We start from the raw sequence: 20,949 nt of genomic DNA on the forward strand, positions 1-20,949 counted from the left end.
GGGCAAGCCGACTATTGTAGCGAGGTTATTCCGGGCTACCAGTCATGGCCTGTGCGCAGTGATGGGGGCGGATCGCCAAATAAAAAGCCCCGGCGGTCTCGTGGTTTTCACTAGGTCCGCCGGCGCCGGCCCCGCGCTAGTCGACCCCGCGCGCCCGGTCGGCCGCGAACTGCGCGCGCCAGGCGTCGAAGCGGCCCTCGGCGATGGCCTCGCGCATTTCCTTCATGATGGTCAGGTAGAAGTGCAGGTTGTGCAGCGTGTTCAGGCGCGCGCCGGTGATCTCGTTGGCGCGTTGCAGGTGATGCAGGTAGGCGCGCGAGAAGTGGGCGCAGGTGTGGCAGGCGCAGCTCGGGTCCAGCGGACGGGTGTCGTCGCGGTACTTGGCGTTGCGGATCTTGACGTCGCCGAAGCGGGTGAACAGCCAGCCGTTGCGGGCGTTGCGGGTCGGCATGACGCAGTCGAACATGTCGACGCCGCGGCTCACGCCCTCGACCAGGTCTTCCGGCGTACCCACGCCCATCAGGTAGCGCGGCGCCTGGGCCGGCAGCTTGGGCGTGACGTGCGCCAGGATGCGCATCATGTCTTCCTTGGGCTCGCCCACCGACAGGCCGCCGATGGCGTAGCCGTGGAAACCGATGTCCTGCAGGCCGGCCAGGGATTCGTCGCGCAGCGATTCGTACATGCCGCCCTGGACGATGCCGAACAGCGCGTTGGGGTTTTGCAGCCGGTCGAATTCCTCGCGCGAGCGGCGCGCCCAGCGCAGCGACATGCGCATCGAGCGGGCCGCTTCCTCGACGGTGGCGGGGCGGCCGTCGATCTCGTAGGGCGTGCACTCGTCGAACACCATGACGATGTCCGAGTTCAGCGAGCGCTGGATGCGCATCGATTCCTCGGGCGTCAGGAACAGGCGGGCGCCGTCGATGGGCGAGGCGAACTTCACGCCTTCCTCGGTGATCTTGCGCATGCCCTGCAGGCTGAACACCTGGAAGCCGCCCGAATCGGTCAGGATCGGCTTGTCCCACTGCATGAAGCCGTGCAGGCCGCCATGCTTTTCCATGATTTCCGTGCCCGGGCGCAGCCACAGGTGGAAGGTGTTGCCCAGCACGATCTGCGCGCCGATGTCCTTGAGCTCGTGCGGCATCATCGCCTTGACGCTGCCATAGGTGCCCACGGGCATGAAGATGGGCGTTTCCACCACGCCGTGGTTGAGCGTGATGCGGCCGCGGCGGGCGCCGCCGTCGGTGGCGAGCAGTTCGAAATTCAGTCCGGTCATGGGGCGGGGGATTCGATGAACATGGCGTCGCCGTAGCTGAAGAAGCGGTAGCGCTGGGCGACGGCGTGGGCGTAGGCGCGGCGGATCGGCTCGACGCCGGCCAGCGCCGACACCAGCATCAGCAGGGTCGACTGGGGCAGGTGGAAGTTGGTGACCAGGGCGTCGATGACGCGGTACTGGTAGCCAGGGGTGATGAACAGGCGCGTGTCGCCCTGCGCGGCGGCCAGCGCCAGGCCGGGAGCGGTGCGGCCCTCGGTTTGGGCGGCGGCCGATTCCAGGGCGCGCACGCTGGTGGTGCCGACCGCGATGACGCGGCCGCCGCGGGCGCGGGCGGCGCCGATGGCGTCCACCGTGGCCTGCGGCACGGTGAACCATTCGGCGTGCATGATGTGGTCGGCCAGGTTGTCCACGCGCACTGGCTGGAAGGTGCCGGCGCCCACGTGCAGCGTGACGAAGGCGCGCGCCACGCCCAGGTCCGCGAGGCGGTCCAGGGTGGCCTGGTCGAAGTGCAGGCCGGCGGTCGGCGCGGCCACGGCGCCCGGTTCGCGGGCGTAGACGGTCTGGTAGCGGTCGTCGTCGCCGGCATCGGCGGCGTGCGTGATGTAGGGCGGCAGCGGGGTGGCGCCATGCGCGTCCAGCAATTCCAGCACCGGGCCGGGGAAGCGGATGTCGAACAGCTCGCCCTCGCGGCCCAGCACCGTGGCGTCGAAGGCGTCGGCCAGCCGCAGCACCATGCCGGCGCCGGGCGACTTGCTGGCGCGCACGTGCGCCAGGGCGCGGTCGGTGTCGGTGATGCGTTCGACCAGCACCTCAACCTTGCCGCCGGTGATCTTGTGGCCGGCCAGGCGGGCCTTGATGACGCGGGTGTCGTTGAACACCAGCAGGTCGCCGGGGCGCAGCAACCCTTGCAGGTCGCTGAACTGACGGTCATGCAGCTGGCTGGCGGCGTCCAGGTGCAGCAGGCGGCTGCCCGTGCGCTGGGCGGCGGGCGTCTGCGCGATGAGCTCGGGAGGCAGCTCGTAGTCGAAATCGGAAACGGTAAGGGCTTGCACGCGGGTATCGGTATCAGGGGCGGGCGCGGCCTGGGCCGGCCGCCGGGCCGCCGGCTTGGGCGGCGGCAAAAAAGCGAGCCGGACCTGTCGGGGCGGCTCTGGGCAACTGCGTATTGTAAAGGGGCTGGCGAAAACGGCGCCCGGACCGCGTCCCGGAACGGCGGGTCAGCGCCCGCCGCGCCAGCCGAGCCGGCGCGAGCAGTCGGCCGCCGCCGCCGTCAGCGCCCGCAGCGGCGCGCCGTCCGGCGTTAGGTCGAAGCCGCCGTGCAGCCCGAGTCCGGTGATCGCGCCGGCCAATTGGCCCTGGGCGTCCAGCACCGGCAACGCGGCCGAGTCGATGCCGTGCAGCAGGTGGCCGCTGACGCTGGCGTAGCCACGCTGGCGCGTCGCCTGCCAGCGCGCGCGCAGCGCGGCGGCGGGATCGGCCGGATCGAATGGCAGGCCGTCAGCGGCGGGATCGTCCAGCAGGCGCGCGGCGTCGGCCCCCTGGCGCTGCGCGGTGTCCCATTCGGCCAGGGCGCGCGGCAATGCCAGCGCTTCCGGCGACCAGGCCGCGAAGACCCGCCCGGTGGCGCTGTTGAGCAGCGGCAGCACCGAGCCGACCCGCACGTTCACCGTCACCGGCAGCCGCGCGTCGCGCCATTGCACGATGGTGGGACCATGCTGGCCCCAGACTGAAATGAAGACGGTCTGGCCGATGGCCGCGCTCAGGTCTTCCAGGCAGCCGGCCGCCAGTTTGACGAAATCCACCTCGGCCAGCGCCGCCAGGCCGGTGTGCAAGGCCTGCGGCCCGAGCCGGTAGCGGGCGCTGGCGGGGTCCTGCTCGACATAGCCGCGCCGTTCCAGCGAGACCAGGTAGCGGTGCGCCTTGGCGCGCGGCATGTCCAGGCTGCGGCCCAGCTCCGACACCGACACGGCGCCGCCCAGCTCGGCCAGGCGGGTCAGGACGTCCAGGGCGGTTTCGGCCGACTGGATACCGGTGCTGCTTTCTGTTGACATCAGTTCGTCTCTTATTAGAATACGTGTATTACTAAAAAATACATCAGCCTGCCGTGGCGGACAAATAACCGGGCCGGATATCGGTCCGGCGGCACGGTCGGACAAAGACGGAGACAAGCAATGAAGATGTCCATCTTCTCGGTGCAGGACCATTACCCCGACCAGCCCCGCAGCCTGGGCCAACTGTACGGCCAGGTGCTGGAGCAGGCGCGCCGCGCCGAACAACTGGGCTACGACACCTTTTGGGTGGCCGAGCATCACTTCCATGAATACGGCGCGGTGCCCAATCCGGCAGTGTTCCTGGCGGCGCTGTCGCAGCAGACGACGCGGCTGCGGCTGGGCACGGCCATCTCGATCCTGACCTTCCACAACCCGCTCACGGTGGCCGAAAACTATGCCCTGGTGGACCAGCTTTCGCAAGGCAGGCTGTCGCTGGGCGTGGGCTCGGGCTATCTGAAGCACGAGTTCGAGGGCTACGGCGTCGATCCGGCCGCCAAGCGCGAGCGCTTCGACGAAAACCTGATGCTGGTCGAGCGCCTGCTGGCCGGCGAGCGCGTCAGCCACCAGGGCAAGTTCAACCGCATCGATGCGGTGCGCCTGAACGTGCAGCCGGTGCAGCAGCCGGTGCCCGTGTACGTGGCCATTCTGCGCCGCGAGGCCGCCTACCACGTCGGTCGCCAGGGGCGCCGCATGCTGTTCGTGCCGTACGCCGCCGTGGACAACTTCGAAGAGATCGGCCTGATGATGCAGGATTACCGCCGCGGCCTGGCCGAGGCCGGCATCCAGGACGCCAGCGGCATGGCGGCGGTGGCGCTGCACACTCATGTGGCCGCGACCGACGGCGAGGCCCGCGAGCGCGCCGCCCGCGCCTTCGACCTGTACGTGGAAACCCGCCTGTATGCGCGCAAGCAGGTCTACGACGACATCATTGCCAGCGGCCTGTCGCTGTTCGGCTCGGCCCGCACCGTGGCCGACAAGCTGGCGCGGCTGGCCGACATGGGCCTGGACCACGTCATGAGCCTGCACAACTTCGGCCTGATGCCGCAGGACCAGGTGCTCGATTCGATGCAGCGGTTGATGACCGAGGCCCTGCCGCTGTCGGGCGTGGCCAGGGCCAGCGCGGTGCCGGCCTGACCCTGAGCCCCGACGGAGCCGCCATGAGCGCCAGCCATGATCTCAGTCCGGCCCAGTTGCGCCGGGCGCTGGGACGCTACGCCACCGGCGTCACGGTGGTGACCGCCGCCGGCGCCGACGGGCCGATCGGCCTGACGGTCAATTCCTTCGCCCCCGTGTCGCTGACGCCGCCGCTGGTGCTGTGGAGCCTGCGCCGGGCCAGCATCCACTACGCCGACTTCACCACCCGGGGTGGCTTCGCCATCCATGTGCTGGCGGCGCCGCAGCGCGACCTGGCGCGGGTGTTCTCGCAACCGGTGGCCGACCGCTACGCGGGGTTGGACTGGTACGCCACCGAGGACGGCATTCCCGTGTTCGACGATTGCGCCGCCCGCTTCGAATGCGTCACCCGCCAGGTGCTGGAGGTGGGCGACCATGCCGTGCTGATTGGCGAAGTGCGGCGCCTGCACGCGCCGGACGATCACGGCGGCGCCCTGGTTTTCCATGAGGGCGCCTTCCTGTCGCACGGGGAGGATCCCGTCGTATAACCCTATTACGCCGTAGCGGATCGGCAAGACGCATAACGATATCCGCGCCCCAAAGGAGATACCGCATGACCCCTCGTAGCACGTTGACGGCCGCGTTGGCGGCCCTGCTGGTCGCGGGCGCCGCGCCCGCGCTGGCGCAGGTGAAGATCGGCGCCACCCTGTCCACCACAGGTCCCCAGGCCTCGCTGGGCATTCCCGAACGCAACACCATCAGCCTGCTGCCCACCGAGATCGGTGGCGCCAAGGTCGAATACGTGGTGCTGGACGACGCCTCCGACACCACCCGCGCGGTCAGCAATTCGCACAAGCTGATCTCGGAAAACCAGGTCGACCTGATCATCGGTTCGTCCACCACGCCCAACACCATGGCCATGCTGGACACCGTGGCCAGCGGCGCCACGCCGGTGATCACGCTGGCGTCGTCGGCGCGCCTGATCGACCCGGTGGACGACAAGCGCCGCTGGATCTTCAAGACGCCGCATTCCGACTCGCTGATGGCCGAGGGCATCGCCCGCCATGCCGCCGCCAACGGCGTCAAGAAGCTGGCCTTCATCGGTTTCAACAACGCCCTGGGCGAGACCTTCTGGGTGGAAGTGGAAAAGGCCGCCAAGCGGCACGGCATCGAGATCGTCGGCAAGGAGAGCTTCGCTCCGACCGATACCTCGGCGGTGGCGCAGACCCTGAAACTGGTGGGCGCCGCGCCCGATGCCGTGGTGGTGGGCGCCTCCGGCACGCCGGCGGCGATGCCGGCGCGGGCGCTGCGCGAACGCGGCTACAAGGGCAAGATCTACTTCAACCACGGCGTGGCCAACAACGATTTCCTGCGCGTCTGCGGCGCGGCCTGCGACGGCGCCTGGGTGCCGGTGGGGCCGGTGATGGTGGCCGGCCTGCTGCCCGACACCCATCCGGTCAAGGCCACGGCGCAGGCATTCGTGAAAAAGTACGAGGCCGCCAACGGCGCGGGCAGCGTTTCGCTGTTCGCCGCCTATACCTGGGATATCGGCCTGTTGTTGCAGCAGGCGGTGCCGGCGGCGCTCAAGGTGGCCAAGCCAGGCACCCCGGAATTCCGCGCGGCGCTGCGCGATGCGCTGGAAAACGTCAAGAACCTGCCGACCGCCACCGGCGTGGTCAATATGAGTCCCACCGACCACAACGGCCTGGACGAACGCGCGTTGGTCATGGCCACGGTGGCCGGCGGCAAGTGGAAACTGCAACCGTAGCGGCGCCGACGGGGCGGCCGGCGCGCGCTTGCGGCAGGCGCCGTCGCCCGTAACCGTCCCAGGTTTTGTATGCTCACGGTTTTGCAGGACGAGCAACCGGGTGGACAGGGCATGACGGGACTAGGGAAAAAGCGTGTGGGCGGGCTGTGGCAATGGCTGGCCGGTGGACTGCTGGCCCTGGCGGCCGGCGCCGCCTGCGCCCAGGTGCCGGGCCTGCCGCCCAGCGTGGTCAATGCCTGGAAGGCCAGCAAGCTGCCGGACAGCGCGCTGTCGCTGGTGGTGCAGGAAGTCGGCGGGCCACGGCTGGCGGCCCTGAACGCCAAGGAAGCGCGCAACCCGGCCTCGGTGATGAAGCTGGTCACGACCTGGGCGGCGCTGTCCGAGCTGGGGCCGAACTATGTCTGGCGCACCGCCTTCATGACCGAGCCCGGCGCCCGCCCCGACGCCAAGGGCGTGCTGCCCGGACCGCTCTACCTGCGCGCCGGCGGCGATCCGCAATTCCTGATGCAGGACCTGTGGGTGCTGCTGCGCGAGCTGCGTCTGCGTGGCGTCAAGCAGATCAATGACCTGGTGATCGACCGCAGCATCTTCGGCCAGGTCGCCACCGACCCCGGCGCCTTCGACGGGGCCCCCGACCGGGCCTACAACGCCAGTCCCGATGCGCTGATGGTGGGCTTCGGCGCCGTGCGCATCCTGTTCACCCCCGACCCCGTCGCCAACAAATGGGTGCCGCTGATCGACCCGCCGCTGCCCGGCCTGAAGATCGAAGGCCGGGTCGAATGGAGCGAGGCCCGTTGCCCGGGCGCGCCGGTGGTGTCGACCGATCCTGTCATCACCCAGCAGGGCGTCACCCTGCGCATCGGCGGCAAGGTGGCCGGCTCCTGCGGGGAGTTCGACCTGTACCGGCTGGCGCTGTCGCAGACCGACTACGCTACCGAGCTGTTCCGCCTGTTGTGGAAGGAGCTGGGCGGCACGTTCAAGGGCCAGGTGCGTTCCGGCGTGGTGCCGGGCGATGCCGTGGTGCTGGCCTCGCATGATTCGCCGACCCTGGCCGAGGTCATCCGTCAGATCAACAAGCGCAGCAACAATGTCATGGCGCGCACGCTGCTGCTGACCCTGGGCGCCGAGCGCGGGCGCCGCCCGGCCACGGTGGCCAGCAGCGGCGGCGTGGCCAAGAGCCTGCTGGCCCGGCAGGGCCTGGACATGCCGGAACTGGTGATCGACAACGGCGCCGGGCTGTCGCGCGAGGCGCGAGTGTCGGCCGACAGCCTGGCGTCGATGCTGACCCTGGCCTGGAGCTCGCCAGTGATGCCGGAGTACATTGCGTCGCTGGCGATCGCCGGCGTCGACGGCACCGTGCGCCGCCGCATGAAGGGCGAAGGCACGCTTGGCATGGCCCACCTGAAGACCGGATCGCTGCGCGACGTGCGCGCGATCGCCGGCTATGTGCTGGGCGCCAGCGGCAAGCGCTACGTGGTGGTCAGCATCGTCAACCACGAGCAGGCCGGCGCGGTGCGCGCTTTCGATGACGCCCTGATTGCCTGGCTGGCCGAACAATAAAGGTTGACGCCGCCCGCTGCACCCGCCCGCCAAACCGATTACGATTCCCAGGCGCGCGCCATGTCCGTGGCGGCGCGCCTGAGGCGAACACCCCTGTCTATCAATAATCCTGGAGATTTACGCACATGCCCGTGCACGAAATCCGCCATCCGCTGATCCGCCACAAGCTCGGGATCATGCGGCGCGCCGACCTCAGTACCAAGAGCTTCCGTGAACTGTCGCAGGAAGTGGGCGCGTTGCTCACCTACGAAGCGTCCAAGGACCTGCCGCTGGCGCCCGCCACGGTCGAAGGCTGGTGCGGCCCGGTGCAGGTCGAGAAGATCGCCGGCAAGAAGGTCACCGTGGTGCCGATCCTGCGCGCCGGCATCGGCATGCTGGACGGCGTGCTCAGCCTGATTCCCGGCGCCAAGGTCAGCGTGGTGGGCGTGGCCCGCAATGAAGAGACCCTGGAAGCCCACACTTACCTGGAGCGCCTGGTGGGCGAGCTCGACCAGCGCCTGGCGCTGATCGTCGATCCGATGCTGGCCACCGGCGGTTCGATGGTTGCGGCCATCGACCTGCTCAAGCGCGCCGGCTGCAAGGAAATCCGCGCGCTGGTGCTGGTGGCGGCGCCCGTCGGCATCGACGCGGTGCTGTCCAAGCACCCCGATGTGCAGATCTATACGGCGTCGATCGACGATGGCCTGAACGAGCACGGCTACATCATGCCGGGCCTGGGCGATGCAGGCGACCGCATTTTCGGCACCACGCAGAAGACCGACTGACATCCCGCCCGGGCGATGCGGCCCGGGCCCGGCGGCGCCGGCCGCTACGCCGCCAGTCTTTGCGGCGCGCCTTCCAGGTGCTCGCCGAACCAATGCAGGGATTGCGCCAGCCCGGCCACCTCGCCCACGATCAGCAGGGCGGGCGAGCGTATGGCATGGGCCCGCGCCAGTTGCGGCAGGTCGCGCAGCGGGCCCGACAGCACCCGTTGGCCGGGGCGGCTGCCGTTCTCGACCAGCGCGAACGGGGTATCCGGCGCGCGGCCATGCTGGATCAGCCGCTGCGTCAGCCGTTCCAACTGGCCCACGCCCATGTAGAACGCCAGCGTCTGCCGCTCGCGCGCCAGCGCCGGCCAATCCAGGTTGTCCTCGTCTTCGCGGCAGTGCGCCGTAACCAGGCGCACCGACTGCGCGTGCTGCCGGTGGGTCAGCGGAATGCCGGCATAGGCGGCGCAGGCCAGCGCGGCGGTGATGCCGGGCACGACTTCGTAGCGTACGCCGTGCGCGCGCAGGTGTTCCAGTTCCTCGCCGCCCCGGCCGAAGATGAAGGCGTCGCCGCCCTTCAGGCGCACCACGCGGCGGCCGGCGTGGGCGTGTTCGACCAGCAGGGCGTGGATGCGCGCCTGCGTGGCGTGATGGTCCTCGCCGGGCAGTTTGCCCACCGCGATGCGCTCGGCGTCGCGGCGCGCCAGTGTCATGACCTCATCGCTGACCAGGCGGTCGTACAGGATCACGTCGGCTTCATTCAGCGCCCGCAGCGCCTTCAAGGTCAGCAGCCCGGGATCGCCGGGGCCGGCGCCCACCAGCACCACGCTGCCTTCGGCCGGCGCCAGCGGCCGCTCCAGCGCCGTGTCCAGGGCGGCGGCAGCGGCTTCGGGCCGCTGTTGGCGCAGCAGGCCAGCCACCGGGCCGTCCAGCAGCCAATCGTAGAAACGGCGCCGCGCGCCCAGGTCGGGATGGCCGGCGCGGATGCGGACGCGGTAGCGTTCGGCCAGGGCGGCCAACTGGCCCAGGCTGTGGTCGAACAGCGATTCGATGCGCTCGCGCAGGCGCCGCGCCAATACCGGCGCCACGCCCGACGACGAAATGGCCACGATCACCGGCGAGCGGTCGACGATGGACGGCACCTGGAACGAAGACAGCGCGGGGTCGTCCACCACGTTGCAGAAGAGCCGGCGGCTCGCGGCGGCCTCGGATACGCTGGCGTTGACGTCGCGGTCATCGGTGGCGGCCACCACCAGCCAGGCGCCGTCCAGCCAGGCCGGATCGAAGCGGCCGGGCAGGTGGCGGATGCGGCCCTCGGCCGCCAGGGCGGCCAGGGGCGCTGTCAGTTCGGGGGCGCCCACGGCCACGGCGGCTTGGGCTTGCAGCAGCGCGAGCGTCTTGCGCTCGGCCACCGCGCCACCGCCCACGACCAGCACGGGCCGGTCTTTCAGGTCGGCAAAAAACGGGAATAGCTTCATCAAGCAGCCTCGGGCGCACCCGGCAGAAGGTCAAACGATCATAGGGACCGGGTCTCATCCCCACAACTTCCGATTTCTTGAATCCATATAGCCATAACTTATTTGGCGGAACCGGCGCCAGGGCGCGGGCTCCGCGTTTCCCATGCAAATTCCATGCCCGGGGCGGCGCGCCCGCGGGCTGCCTGCCCGGGCGTCACCGACCGCACAGGGTTGGTGCGGTGCCGTATGGGAATGCGCACCAAGATGGGTCGCCGCCGGGGGGGCGCGCGCGGCCCTCGGCGGCGCGCGGATTCCCCGTCAGTGCGCGCAGCGCCAGCATTGGCGCGGGTTTGCGGGTCACGGCGAGGCGGAGGGCGACAGCCTGGCATGGCGATTGCTTGATGGCTGGTGGGCCGGCCGCATGCGGCGGCCCATGCCAAGCGCCGCGATCCGCGGCAGGGAACAACGACGTTCCGCAACGCCGACGGGGGTGCCCGCGAGGCGTGCGGGACGTTTTTTTTTGCCAGGAGCCCCCGTATGACGCTCGTGAAATCCCGTTTCTCCACCGACGCCAGCGCCCAACCGGGCGCCGATAGCGGGCGGCGCCGCTGGCTCGCCGGCACGGCCCGCGCCGTGGCCGGCGCCAGCCTGCTGTCGCTGGTCGACCCGCTGGTGCGCGCCGGCGCCTGGGCCGCCGGCAGCGACGCGCCCGAGCAGACCGAGGTGAAAATCGGCTTCATTCCGTTGACCGACTGCGCTTCGGTGGTGATGGCCTCGGTACTCGGCATCGACAAGAAGCATGGCGTGACCATCACGCCGTCCAAGGAGGCTTCGTGGGCGGCCGTGCGCGACAAGCTCCTGAACGGTGAACTGGCGATGGCGCACGTGCTGTACGGCCTGATCTACGGCGTGCAGCTGGGCATCGGCGGACCCCGCAAGGACATGGCGGTGCTGATGAGCCTGAGCCAGAACGGCCAGGCCATCACCCTGTCGGACAAGCTGTTGCAGGCTGGCGCCCGCGATGGCGAGTCGCTCGCCAGGCTGATGGCGTCCGAGAAGCGCGAATACACCTTTGCCCAGACCTTTCCCACCGGCACGCACGCGATGTGGCTGTACTACTGGCTGGCCGCGTACGGTATCGATCCGATGAATGATGCCAAGGTCATCACCGTGCCGCCGCCGCAGATGGTGGCGAACATGCGCGTCGGCAACATGGACGGCTACTGCGTCGGCGAGCCCTGGGGCGCGCGCGCCATCATGGACAAGATCGGCTTCACCGCCGTCACTACGCAGGCCATCTGGCGCGACCATCCCGAGAAGGTGCTGGGCGCCAGCGCCGATTTCGTCGCGCGCAACCCCAACACCGCGCGCGCGGTCACCGCCGCCATCCTGGAAGCGGGCAAGTGGATCGACGCCTCGCCCGAGAACCGCCGCAAGACCGCCGAGACCATCGCCGCCAAGTCATACGTCAACACCAACGCCAGCGCCATCGTCGACCGCATGCTGGGGCAGTACGAGGATGGCCTGGGCAAGCGCTGGAACGACGCCCACGCGATGCGCTTCTCGGGCGACGGCGCGGCCAATTTCCCCTACCTCAGCGACGGTATGTGGTTCCTGACCCAGCACAAGCGCTGGGGCCTGCTCAAGGAACACCCCGACTACCTGGCCACGGCGCGCCAGGTCAATCGCATCGATCTGTACAAGCAGGCCGCGCAGGCCGCCGGCATCGCCGTGCCGGCCAGCGAGATGCGCAGTTCCACGCTGATCGATGGCGTGACCTGGGATGGCAGCAACCCGGCGGCCTATGCCGACGCTTTCAAGGTCAAGGCCTGAGCGCCGCGATGCAAAGGAGAGACACGCAATGTCTAGCGTAACGAGCATGGAGCGGGCCGCGCCCGCCACTGTCCCGGCCGCGCCGCAAGCGGCCACGTCCGCCCCGCCGTGGCGCGAGGCCTGGCGCGAGCGGCTGGAAGCCGCGCTGCGCGCCGTGGTCGGCCCCCTGGCCGGTTTCGCGCTGTTCGTGCTGGTCTGGCAGGTGGTGGCCATGCGCATCCCGGAGATCCCCACGCCGGGCGTGACCTGGCAGGCAGCGGCGGAACTGTTCTCGGATCCGTTCTACGACAACGGCCCCAACGACAAGGGCATCGGCTGGAACCTGCTGGCGTCGTTGCAGCGCGTCGGCATCGGCTTCGGGCTGGCGGCGCTGGTGGGCATTCCGGTGGGCTTTGCCATCGGCCGCTACGCGCCGGTGCGGGCAATGTTCTCGCCCATCGTCAGCCTGTTGCGGCCGGTGTCGCCGCTGGCCTGGCTGCCGCTGGGACTGCTGCTGTTCAAGGCCGCCAATCCGGCCGCGATCTGGGCGATCTTCATCTGTTCGATCTGGCCCATGATCATCAACACCGCGGTCGGCGTGTCGCGCGTGCCGCAGGACTACCTGAACGTGGCGCGCGTGCTGAACCTGTCGGAATGGAAGGTCACCACCAAGGTGCTGCTGCCGGCCGTGCTGCCCTACATGCTGACCGGCGTGCGGCTGTCGATCGGCACCGCCTGGCTGGTGATCGTCGCGGCCGAGATGCTGACCGGCGGCACCGGCATCGGCTTCTGGCTGTGGGACGAGTGGAACAACCTGAAAGTCGAGCACATCGTCATCGCCATTTTCGTGATCGGCATCGTCGGCCTGATCCTGGAAACGCTGCTGGTCGCGCTGGCCCGCCGCTTTACCTACACCGAGGAGTAGCGCCATGAAGAAATTCGTACGCATCGAGCGCGTCGGCCAGACCTTCGCCACCCGCAAGGGCGCCTTCGTCGCGCTGCGCGACATCGACCTGACCGTGGCGCAGGGCGAATTCATCACCCTGATCGGCCATTCCGGCTGCGGCAAGTCGACCCTGCTGAACCTGATCGCCGGCCTGACCCGCCCGACCAGCGGCGTGCTGCTGTGCGCCGAGCGCGAGATCACCGGACCCGGCCCGGACCGCGCGGTGGTGTTCCAGAACCATTCGCTGTTGCCCTGGCTGACCTGCTTCCAGAACGTGCACCTGGCGGTGGAGCGGGTCTTCGGCGCGGCGGAAAAACGCGCGCAGCTGGCCGAACGCACCCGCGCGGCGCTGGATCTGGTGGGCCTGCTGCCGGCGCAGAACAAGCTGCCCGGCGAGATCTCCGGCGGCATGAAGCAGCGCGTTGGCATCGCCCGCGCGCTGGCGATCGAGCCGGGCGTGCTGCTGATGGACGAGCCGTTCGGCGCGCTCGACGCGCTGACCCGAGCCCATTTGCAGGACGAACTGCTCAAGATCGTCGCCAAGACCGGCACCACCACCATCATGGTCACGCACGACGTGGACGAAGCGGTGCTGCTGTCCGACCGTATCGTCATGCTCACCAACGGGCCGGCCGCCACCATCGGCGAGATCCTGCCGGTGCCGCTGGCGCGGCCGCGCGACCGGGTGCGCCTGGCCAATGACCCGGGCTATCTGTCGTGCCGGGCGGCGGTGGTCGACTTCCTGCACCGGCGCCATGGCAATCCGGAGCGTACCCAGCCGGCGGCATTCGCGGTCGTGCCGGAGCCTGCGCAGCCGGCGCGCGGCGACGGCGCGTCGCGCGCGGTCGCTTAGGCGGGGCGGGCCGCGGCGCTTCGCGGCCAGACACGTTCGGTCATGCGCCGGCGTTGCCAACCGGTGTAGTATCAAGCCAGCCTCGCGCCGATGGCGCGCGGCCTGTCCTGGATTTCTGGAGTGGCTTGTGGTGTTGCGAAAATTGGCATCCCTGGTGATTGTGGCTGGCGCGCTGGGCGCGGCCGGCATGGCGCAGGCCGGCGTCTGCGATGCGCAGTTCATGCACGACGGCGGGGCGGTCCAGCTCACCGGCTCGGGCAACATCGCGCTGGGCGCCGACCTGACCTTCGCCGAGGTTACAAAAAGCAATGGCGACAATTGCCGCGCCCGCGTGCAGGGGGTGGCCCGGTTCAGCTACGCGGGCCTGCCGCCCGGCAAGTCCCGGCTCGATTACCTGATGACCGTCAAGGGCGGCCAGGCCACTTTCCTCAAGTACGCCAGCGCCGGTGAAGCGCCGCGGCCGGCCGAAGGCCAGTTCGACCTGCGCATGCTCGGACTGTTCGCCTACGACGGCAAGCTGAGCGCCGGCCAGAAGTTGCCGGGCAACTCGTTCCGTCTGAAAATAGGCAAGGAAGCGCCGGTTGGCGGCCAGCCCAGCACCACGGTCCGCATCGGCGACAAGACCGTGGGCCGCGCCGCCGCCCTGAATACCGCGCTGGGCCGGCAGTCCTGCCATCCCATCACCTATACGCGCAATTCCGATCCCACCATGGCCACCTTCCAGGGGTTGACCATTCCGATTCCCGGCATGAAAACCACTGTGACCGATTGGTACTGCCCGGCGGTCAACCTGGTGATGAAGCAGGACATCGACCAGGGCGGCGTGAGGTCCGCGGTTGAGATTACGCAAATCAAGTAGCACACGGTAGCAAGCCGGCCTGGACCCTCGCGGGGCGGCTGGTATGATGATTTCGTCATAGACACAAACAGGAGCTCAAAACATGGCAACGAGAAAATCCGAAGACGTCGCAAAAGAAAAACTCATCGACAGTGTCAAGACCAGCCTGAACGATGCCGAAAGCCTGCTGCGCGAAGCGGCCAGCAGCACGGGCGACAAGGCGACCGAATTGCGCGAACGCGCCATGACTTCGCTCAAGCGCACCCGCGAAGCCCTTTATGAAGCGCAGGACGCGGTGCTCGAACGCGGTCGCAAGGCGGCGCGCGCCACCGACGACTACGTGCACGACAATCCTTGGCAAGCCATCGGCATCGCAGGCGTGACCGGCCTGCTGCTCGGCTTGCTGATCAGCCGCCGCTGACCAGGCAGGACACCGGGCGGGCGGCGCCGGCTGTTGGCCGGCTCTCCCGCCCGGTGTCCTTTTGTCCATGGGTCTACGCAAATCTGTCTTTGGCGTGGCGTCCAGCCTGGTCGGGCTGATGCGCACGCGCCTGGAACTGCTGGCGCTGGAAGCGGCGGGCGAGAAGGCGCGCCTGCTCAAGTTGCTGGGCATGGCGTTCGCCGCCTTGCTGTTTCTGACGCTGGCGGTGCTGGTGTTCACCATCACGGTCGCGGTGGCGTTCTGGCCGACCGAAGACCGCTACCTGGCGCTGGGCCTGCTGGCGGCTTTCTATCTGGTGGTGGGGGTGGCGCTGCTGCTGGGGGTGCGCCACGGCCTGGTCTATGGGCCGCCGCCGTTCGCCGCCACCCTCGAAGAGCTGGGCCGTGACGCCGAATTGCTCGAACGGGTGCGCGAAGCCCAGGACGATGACCGCGCGCAGCGGCGCCAGGAGGACGGATCATGACGAGAAGATCCCCTGCTGTCGACCGCGCCGTGCGCATTGAACTGCTGCGCGCCCGCGCCGCAATCGAGCGCGAATCGCTGGCGCAGGACATCGCGTCGGCCGCGCGCAAGCTCGAACCGGCGGCGCTGTTCAAGAGTTTCCTGCCCGGGCTGTCGTCGGGCGGCGCCTCGCGTTGGGCCATGCAGGCCCTGGGCCTGGCGCGGCGCTATCCCTTCATCAGTTCGTCTCTGTCGGCCCTGTTCATGCGGGGCGGCGGCAAGTCCAAGCTGCTCAAGATCGCCGGCGGCGCGCTGGTGGGCTGGCAATTGTTCAAGGTCTGGCGCGATTCGCGCGACGATCGCGACGACGGGCGCTAATCCGGCCCTTCATGCCCAGTCAAAGGAAAACCCCGCCGGCTTGATCCCGGCGGGGTTTTTTCATGAGGCGCGCAATGCCGTCCGGGCGACAGGCCGCGCATCGGGGCTATAGCCCCAATTGCCCCCACATGTCATCGACCCGCTTCTTGACGTCCGCATCCATGGCAATGGGCGTGCCCCATTCGCGCTGGGTCTCGCCCGGCCACTTGTTGGTGGCGTCCAGGCCCATCTTGCCGCCCAGGCCGGAGACCGGCGAGGCGAAGTCCAGGTAGTCGATGGGCGTGTTCTCGACCAGCAGCGTGTCGCGCACCGGATCCAAGCGGGTGGTCATGGCCCACACCACTTCCTTCCAGTCGCGCGGGTTGATGTCCTCGTCGACGACCACGATGAACTTGGTGTACATGAACTGGCGCAGGATGCTCCACAGCCCGAACATGACGCGTTTGGCGTGGCCGGCATACTGCTTGCGGATCGAGACCACCGCCAGGCGGTAGCTGCAGCCCTCGGGCGGCAGGTAGAAATCGACGATTTCCGGCAGCTGGCGCCGCAGCAGCGGCACGAACACTTCGTTGAGCGCCACGCCGAGCACGGCGGGCTCGTCGGGCGGCTTGCCGGTGTAGGTGGAGTGGTAGATGGGGTTGCGGCGCATGGTGATGCGCTCGACCGTGAACACCGGGAACCAGTCCTGCTCGTTGTAGTAGCCGGTGTGATCGCCGTACGGGCCTTCCAGCGCCATCTCGTAGCCGCTGTCGGGCGGCGGATTGACGCCGTCGGGCACCACGGGGGCGATGGCGCGCGGATCGGACGCCGGCAGCAGGTGGCCTTCCAGCACGATCTCGGCCCAGGCCGGCACCGACAGGTTGCTGCCCAGCGCCTGCGCCACCTCGGTGCGCGAGCCGCGCAGCAGGCCGGCGAACTGGTATTCGGACAGGCTGTCCGGCACCGGCGTGACCGCGCCCAGGGTGGTGGCCGGGTCGGCGCCCAGCGCCACGGCTACCGGGAAGGGTGTGCCGGGATGGGCCAGCGCGTGGTCGCGGAAGTCGAGCGCGCCGCCGCGGTGCGACAGCCAGCGCATGATCAGCTTGTTCGGGCCCAGCAGTTGCTGGCGGTAGATGCCCAGGTTCTGGCGGCGGGCGTTGGGGCCGCGCGTGATCACCAGGCCCCATGTCAGCAGCGGCGCCACGTCGCCGGGCCAGCAGGTCTGGATCGGCAGGCGCGTCAGGTCCACGTCCTTGCCTTCCCAGACGATTTCCTGGCAGGCGGGGCTTTTGACGGTCTTGGGGCTCATGTCCCACAGCGCCGACTTCAGCATCGACACCTTGGCCAGCGCGTCGCGCAGACCCTTGGGCGCCTCGGGCTCGCGCAGCGAGGCCAGCAGCTCGCCGATGTCGCGCAGCGCGCTGACGTCGTCGGCGCCCATGCCGCGCGCCACCCGCGACGGCGTGCCGAACAGGTTGGCCAATACCGGCATCTCGGCCGGCCGGCCCTCGTGCAGGGGCTTTTCGAACAATAGGGCGGGGCCTTCGGCGCGCAGCACGCGGTCGGAAATTTCGGTCATTTCCAGGCGCGTCGAGACAGGCGCGGCAATGCGTTTGAGCTCGCCCATGCGTTCGAGTTGGGCGAGGAAGTCTCTAAGGTCGCGGTATTTCACTACAGATCCCGGCGATTTGGTTACATTTTGGGGAGAAAGAGAGGTTAACATTGACTCCCTCTTTTTTAACGCAGGAGGTTTCCATGCCCGATGCGTCAGTGGCCAGCCTGTTCAGGAACATGGCCCAAGGAGTGCACCAATATCTTGCCGAATCGCTGCGCATCTGCTCCGTCTATCTGGGCATCGCGGTGATCGTGACGGTAAGCATGGGATTTGCCCTGCCTGGTTTGCGCGACCAGGCATTGCAAGTGCACAAAGCCTTGTTGACCGCCCTCGCGCCTTCATCCATGCAGGCCGGTATCGATGCCGAGACCGGGACCGAATTCGGCGCCGACACATCGTCGGCGATTGCCATGGCCGTACCCACCGCGCCGTCCAGCAATGCGACCGGCATGCTCGGGCCTGCCCGCAGCGCGCCCGCCGCGGCCCAGAAGCCCGCGGCCGCCACCGGCGCGCAGGCCGAAGCCTTGCGCAACTATATTTCGCGCAAATACAAGGTGGCCTATGACGCCACCGGCCCGCTCCTGAACACCGTGTACCGGGTCGGCCGCGAAAAGAAACTGGATCCGCTGCTGTTGCTGGCGGTGATCGCCATCGAGTCGCGCTACAACCCCCTGGCCGAAAGCCATGTGGGCGCGCAGGGCCTGATGCAGGTGATGACCAGCGTGCACCAGGATAAATTCGATGCCGTGGGCAAGAATCCGCTGGACCCGACCGCCAACATCATGGTCGGCGCGACGATCCTGAGGGACTGCATCAACCGGCGCGGGTCGGTGGATGGCGGCCTGGCGTGTTATGTCGGCTCGACCGGGCCGGATGACAACGGCTATGGCGCCAAGGTGCAGGCCGAGCGGCGGCGGCTGGCGCTGGCGTCGGGGATCGCCTTGGCGCGGGACTGACTTGCCTTTGGATCGAGGCTTTCGCCGAGTGACACGGATAAGGGCCGCTCCAGTTGGAGCGGCCTTTTTCCTGATTTATCCGCCCAGCAGCTTGCCCATGCGGGCCACGGCTTCTTCCAGGCGGTCCAGGCCCGTCGCGTAGGAGAAGCGCATGGTGTGGTCACCGTGGGCGGGGCCGAAATCCAGGCCGGGGACGGCGGCGATGCCGGCTTCGAGCAGCAGGCGTTGCGAGAAGCTGGCGCTATCGGTGCCGAGGCCGCTGATGTCCGCGTAGATGTAGAAGGCGCCATCGGGCTTGACCGGGACCTTCAGGCCGAGGCGGTCGAATTCGGGCAACAGGTAGTCGCGGCGCTGCTTGAAGGCTTCGCGGCGATGCTCGAAGGTGCGCAGGGCGTCAGGCGTGAAGCAGGCCAGGGCGGCGTGCTGCGCCAGGGTGGGGGCGCAGATGGCCAGGCTGCCGGCTATTTTCTCGACCGGCGCGACCATGGCCTCGGGCACGATCATCCAGCCCAGGCGCCAGCCGGTCATGTGGAAATACTTCGAGAAGCTGTTGATGACGATGATGTCGTCATCCAGGGTCAGCGCGGAACGCGGCTGACCTTCGTAGGACAGCCCCAGGTAGATTTCATCGACGATGGCGAAACCCTGTCGGGCCCGCACGTCGGCCAGCAACTGAGCCAGCTCGCCGTGGTCGATGGAGGTTCCGGTGGGGTTGCTGGGCGAGGCCACCAGCACGCCCTGGGTGGCGGGGGTCCAGTGGCGGGCCACGTCCCGTGCCGACAGCTGAAAGCGCTGGTCGGCCGAGCTGGGAATCAGGCGCGGCCGCCCGCCCGCGGCCAGCACGAAGTTGCTGTTGGCGGGATACGAGGGGTCCGGCATCAGGACTTCTGCGCCGGGATTGACCAGGGCCGCGCAGGCCAGGGTCAGCGCGCCCGAGGCGCCAGCGGTGACGATGACGCGCCGGGGGTCGACCGTGGCGCCGAACTGGTCATGGTAGAAATGGGCAATGGCCTCGCGCAGCGGCATCAGGCCGGCGGGCGCGCTGTAGCCGCTGTGGCCGGCCCGGGCCGCGCGCTGCAGCGCTTCCACGACCTGGGGCGGCGCGGTAAAGTCCGGTTCGCCGATGCCCAGGCTGATGATGTCCTTGCCCGCCGCCTGCAGCGCTTGCGCCTGCTTGAACAATTCAACCACCTGGAAGGTCAGGAATTCTTGGGTGCGGGCGGCAAGGCGGGGCATCTGAATCTCGAAGGCTACTTGAAGCGGAATAGGGAATTGTAGTCATGCAGCCATCTCGTCGCGCTTTTCTCCTGGGCCGGCGGCCCGTCCGGACGCCCTGGGCGACTTTCCTGCAGCGGCTGGCGCTGATGTGCCAGGGCGCCGCGCGCGATCTCGGCGAGGCGCCGGGGCTGGGTCCGCGCGCGCTGCTGACGCCGCTGCGCGATGACGATGTGGCGCATGCCCGCGCCCTGTGCGCCGAGTATGGCGTGGTGCTGGCGCTGGACGAGGCCCAGGGGCCATTCGCCCCGGTCGCCGGGCCATTGCTGTGGGTCGACCCTGGCAGCCTGGCGGGCATGGCGCGGTTGGCCGGGCCGGCGCCGCGCTGGCGCGTCCAGCCGGGCGTGCCGCTGGCGGCCTTGGTCCAGGCGGGCCTGCCCCAGTTCGCGGGGTTGCCCGGCGCCATGACGCTGGCGCAATGGCTGGCGGCACCCGCTGCGTGGCCGGCGGGCGGCTGCGCCGATTCCGGCGTGCTGGCGGTCGACCTGCTGCTGGCCGATGGGGTGGAGGAAACGTTGGGGCCTTTTGGCGCCGACGACGTGCAACCGTTGCGGTCGGCCACCGTGCAGCGGCTGGTGCCTGCGCTGTTTCAATTGGCCGGCGGTGAACTGGCCGGCGCTTGCCGTTCGGCCGCGGCCTGGCGCGCGCGCTACCGGCTGGACGCGTTGACGCCGCGGGCGCCGGCAAGCGTGAACCTGGCGCATCTGCTGCTGGGACACGGGGGGACGCTGGGGTGGGTGCGGGCGGTGACGCTGACCGCCGCGGCCGCGCCGGGAACCGATGCCGGAGAACCGCCCGCCGCCGCCGGGCAGGCCCTGGCCCTGCAGGCGCGGATCAAGACCCTGTTCGACCCCTCTGGGCGTTTTCCCGAATTGGCGGCACGCGCGGATGGCGACAATTTGTAAGCCGGGGGTAAGATGGGCGGCGCCCGTGGCCAGGCCGGGGGCGCGCGCCGCCGGCGGCGCCGGGGAACGTTTCGCCCGGTCCGCCATCGGAATAGAATTGCCCCCTTTCCGTGATCCTCACTCTAGCCAGTAGCCGCCCCTATGGATGCCAACCTCCGCAAAGCCGCCCTTGAATACCACGAGCACGGCCGCCCCGGCAAAATCTCGGTCACCCCGACCAAGCAGCTCACCAACCAGCGCGACCTGGCCCTGGCCTATTCGCCCGGCGTGGCGGCGGCCTGTGAGGAAATCGTGGCGGACCCGGCCAATGTGTTCCGCTACACCGCGCGCGGCAACCTGGTGGGCGTGATCACCAACGGCACCGCGGTGCTGGGCCTGGGCAATATCGGCGCGCTGGCCTCCAAGCCGGTGATGGAAGGCAAGGCGGTGTTGTTCAAGAAATTCGCCGGCCTGGACGTGTTCGACATCGAGATCAACGAAACCGACCCGGACAAGCTGGTCGAGATCATCGCCGGGCTGGAAGCCACGTTCGGCGGCATCA

20 protein-coding genes and 1 pseudogene are annotated in these 20,949 nt (G+C 68.9%); 15 read left to right on the forward strand and 6 right to left on the reverse strand.

All coding sequences use genetic code 11. The annotated features are described in order from the left end of the window. Positions 1-136 precede the first annotated feature (136 nt). The 3 genes from tgt to HV701_RS14095 form a co-directional block, all read right to left on the reverse strand. Complete coding sequence (tgt, locus tag HV701_RS14085) at positions 137-1,273, reverse strand: tRNA guanosine(34) transglycosylase Tgt (RefSeq protein WP_175133632.1); 1,137 nt, start codon at positions 1,271-1,273, stop codon at positions 137-139. Beyond that, positions 1,270-2,325, reverse strand: a complete 1,056-nt coding sequence (queA, locus tag HV701_RS14090; protein ID WP_175133633.1) for a tRNA preQ1(34) S-adenosylmethionine ribosyltransferase-isomerase QueA — start codon at positions 2,323-2,325, stop codon at positions 1,270-1,272. Before queA ends, tgt begins: the two co-directional genes overlap by 4 nt. A 165-nt stretch (positions 2,326-2,490) precedes the next feature. Beyond that, entirely contained in the window at positions 2,491-3,324 is an 834-nt protein-coding gene (locus tag HV701_RS14095; RefSeq protein WP_175133634.1) for an IclR family transcriptional regulator, read from the reverse strand. 120 nt (positions 3,325-3,444) lie between these two features. On the opposite strand from HV701_RS14095, the gene HV701_RS14100 reads away from it, so the two are divergent. From HV701_RS14100 to upp, 5 genes are all read left to right on the forward strand, one after another. Continuing rightward, positions 3,445-4,458: an LLM class flavin-dependent oxidoreductase gene (locus HV701_RS14100; RefSeq protein ID WP_175133635.1), complete on the forward strand. Its 1,014-nt coding sequence runs from the start codon at positions 3,445-3,447 to the stop codon at positions 4,456-4,458. A gap of 23 nt (positions 4,459-4,481) precedes the next feature. After that, positions 4,482-4,985, forward strand: coding sequence for a flavin reductase family protein (locus tag HV701_RS14105; RefSeq protein WP_175133636.1), 504 nt, complete (start codon positions 4,482-4,484; stop codon positions 4,983-4,985). Positions 4,986-5,050: 65 nt separating this feature from the next. Then, on the forward strand, positions 5,051-6,205 hold the full coding sequence (locus HV701_RS14110) for an ABC transporter substrate-binding protein (protein WP_175133637.1): 1,155 nt from the start codon (positions 5,051-5,053) through the stop codon (positions 6,203-6,205). 111 nt (positions 6,206-6,316) lie between these two features. Next, a complete protein-coding gene (gene dacB, locus HV701_RS14115) occupies positions 6,317-7,765 on the forward strand; it encodes a D-alanyl-D-alanine carboxypeptidase/D-alanyl-D-alanine endopeptidase (protein WP_175133657.1) in 1,449 nt (482 codons plus the stop codon). A 125-nt stretch (positions 7,766-7,890) separates the two neighbouring features. Next, positions 7,891-8,529, forward strand: a complete 639-nt coding sequence (gene upp / locus HV701_RS14120) for a uracil phosphoribosyltransferase (RefSeq protein WP_175133638.1) — start codon at positions 7,891-7,893, stop codon at positions 8,527-8,529. Positions 8,530-8,573: 44 nt separating this feature from the next. On the opposite strand, the gene cysG is transcribed toward upp, so the two are convergent. Continuing rightward, positions 8,574-9,989 carry a siroheme synthase CysG gene (gene cysG, locus HV701_RS14125; protein WP_175133639.1) on the reverse strand — a complete coding sequence of 472 codons (1,416 nt, stop codon included), beginning with the start codon at positions 9,987-9,989 and terminating at the stop codon, positions 8,574-8,576. Positions 9,990-10,505: 516 nt separating this feature from the next. On the opposite strand from cysG, the gene HV701_RS14130 reads away from it, so the two are divergent. From HV701_RS14130 to HV701_RS14160, 7 genes are all read left to right on the forward strand, one after another. After that, positions 10,506-11,801: a CmpA/NrtA family ABC transporter substrate-binding protein gene (locus tag HV701_RS14130; protein WP_175133640.1), complete on the forward strand. Its 1,296-nt coding sequence runs from the start codon at positions 10,506-10,508 to the stop codon at positions 11,799-11,801. A 46-nt stretch (positions 11,802-11,847) separates the two neighbouring features. Continuing rightward, the gene (gene ntrB, locus HV701_RS14135; RefSeq protein WP_175133658.1) at positions 11,848-12,705 is read left to right on the forward strand and encodes a nitrate ABC transporter permease; all 858 of its coding nucleotides are present in this window, start codon (positions 11,848-11,850) and stop codon (positions 12,703-12,705) included. 4 nt (positions 12,706-12,709) lie between these two features. Continuing rightward, entirely contained in the window at positions 12,710-13,579 is an 870-nt protein-coding gene (locus HV701_RS14140) for an ABC transporter ATP-binding protein (protein ID WP_175133641.1), read from the forward strand. Positions 13,580-13,766: 187 nt separating this feature from the next. Next, positions 13,767-14,438 (forward strand): hypothetical protein, encoded by a 672-nt coding sequence (locus tag HV701_RS14145; protein ID WP_175133659.1) that lies wholly within the window; start codon positions 13,767-13,769, stop codon positions 14,436-14,438. 82 nt (positions 14,439-14,520) lie between these two features. Next, positions 14,521-14,838: an ElaB/YgaM/YqjD family protein gene (locus tag HV701_RS14150; RefSeq protein ID WP_006390876.1), complete on the forward strand. Its 318-nt coding sequence runs from the start codon at positions 14,521-14,523 to the stop codon at positions 14,836-14,838. Positions 14,839-14,905: 67 nt separating this feature from the next. Beyond that, positions 14,906-15,322: a phage holin family protein gene (locus HV701_RS14155; RefSeq protein ID WP_175133642.1), complete on the forward strand. Its 417-nt coding sequence runs from the start codon at positions 14,906-14,908 to the stop codon at positions 15,320-15,322. Then, positions 15,319-15,678, forward strand: coding sequence for a hypothetical protein (locus HV701_RS14160; protein WP_175133643.1), 360 nt, complete (start codon positions 15,319-15,321; stop codon positions 15,676-15,678). Before HV701_RS14155 ends, HV701_RS14160 begins: the two co-directional genes overlap by 4 nt. Before the next feature lie 106 nt (positions 15,679-15,784). Here HV701_RS14160 and ubiD read toward each other — a convergent pair whose 3' ends face one another. Beyond that, the gene (gene ubiD, locus HV701_RS14165) at positions 15,785-17,329 is read right to left on the reverse strand and encodes a 4-hydroxy-3-polyprenylbenzoate decarboxylase (RefSeq protein WP_175133644.1); all 1,545 of its coding nucleotides are present in this window, start codon (positions 17,327-17,329) and stop codon (positions 15,785-15,787) included. An 83-nt stretch (positions 17,330-17,412) separates the two neighbouring features. On the opposite strand from ubiD, the gene HV701_RS14170 reads away from it, so the two are divergent. Continuing rightward, positions 17,413-18,228, forward strand: a complete 816-nt coding sequence (locus tag HV701_RS14170) for a lytic transglycosylase domain-containing protein (RefSeq protein ID WP_175133645.1) — start codon at positions 17,413-17,415, stop codon at positions 18,226-18,228. A gap of 75 nt (positions 18,229-18,303) precedes the next feature. On the opposite strand, the gene HV701_RS14175 is transcribed toward HV701_RS14170, so the two are convergent. Continuing rightward, complete coding sequence (locus HV701_RS14175) at positions 18,304-19,464, reverse strand: pyridoxal phosphate-dependent aminotransferase (protein ID WP_175133646.1); 1,161 nt, start codon at positions 19,462-19,464, stop codon at positions 18,304-18,306. 44 nt (positions 19,465-19,508) lie between these two features. Between HV701_RS14175 and HV701_RS14180 the strand changes: the two genes are divergently transcribed. Together HV701_RS14180 and HV701_RS14185 are read left to right on the forward strand one after the other, a co-directional pair. Next, positions 19,509-20,408, forward strand: a complete 900-nt coding sequence (locus HV701_RS14180) for an FAD-binding protein (RefSeq protein WP_175133647.1) — start codon at positions 19,509-19,511, stop codon at positions 20,406-20,408. A gap of 141 nt (positions 20,409-20,549) precedes the next feature. After that, positions 20,550-20,949, forward strand: a pseudogene (locus tag HV701_RS14185) (NADP-dependent malic enzyme); the annotation flags it as partial.

Origin of the sequence: Achromobacter pulmonis (assembly GCF_902859765.1) — a bacterium.
Lineage (GTDB): Bacteria > Pseudomonadota > Gammaproteobacteria > Burkholderiales > Burkholderiaceae_B > Achromobacter > Achromobacter pulmonis.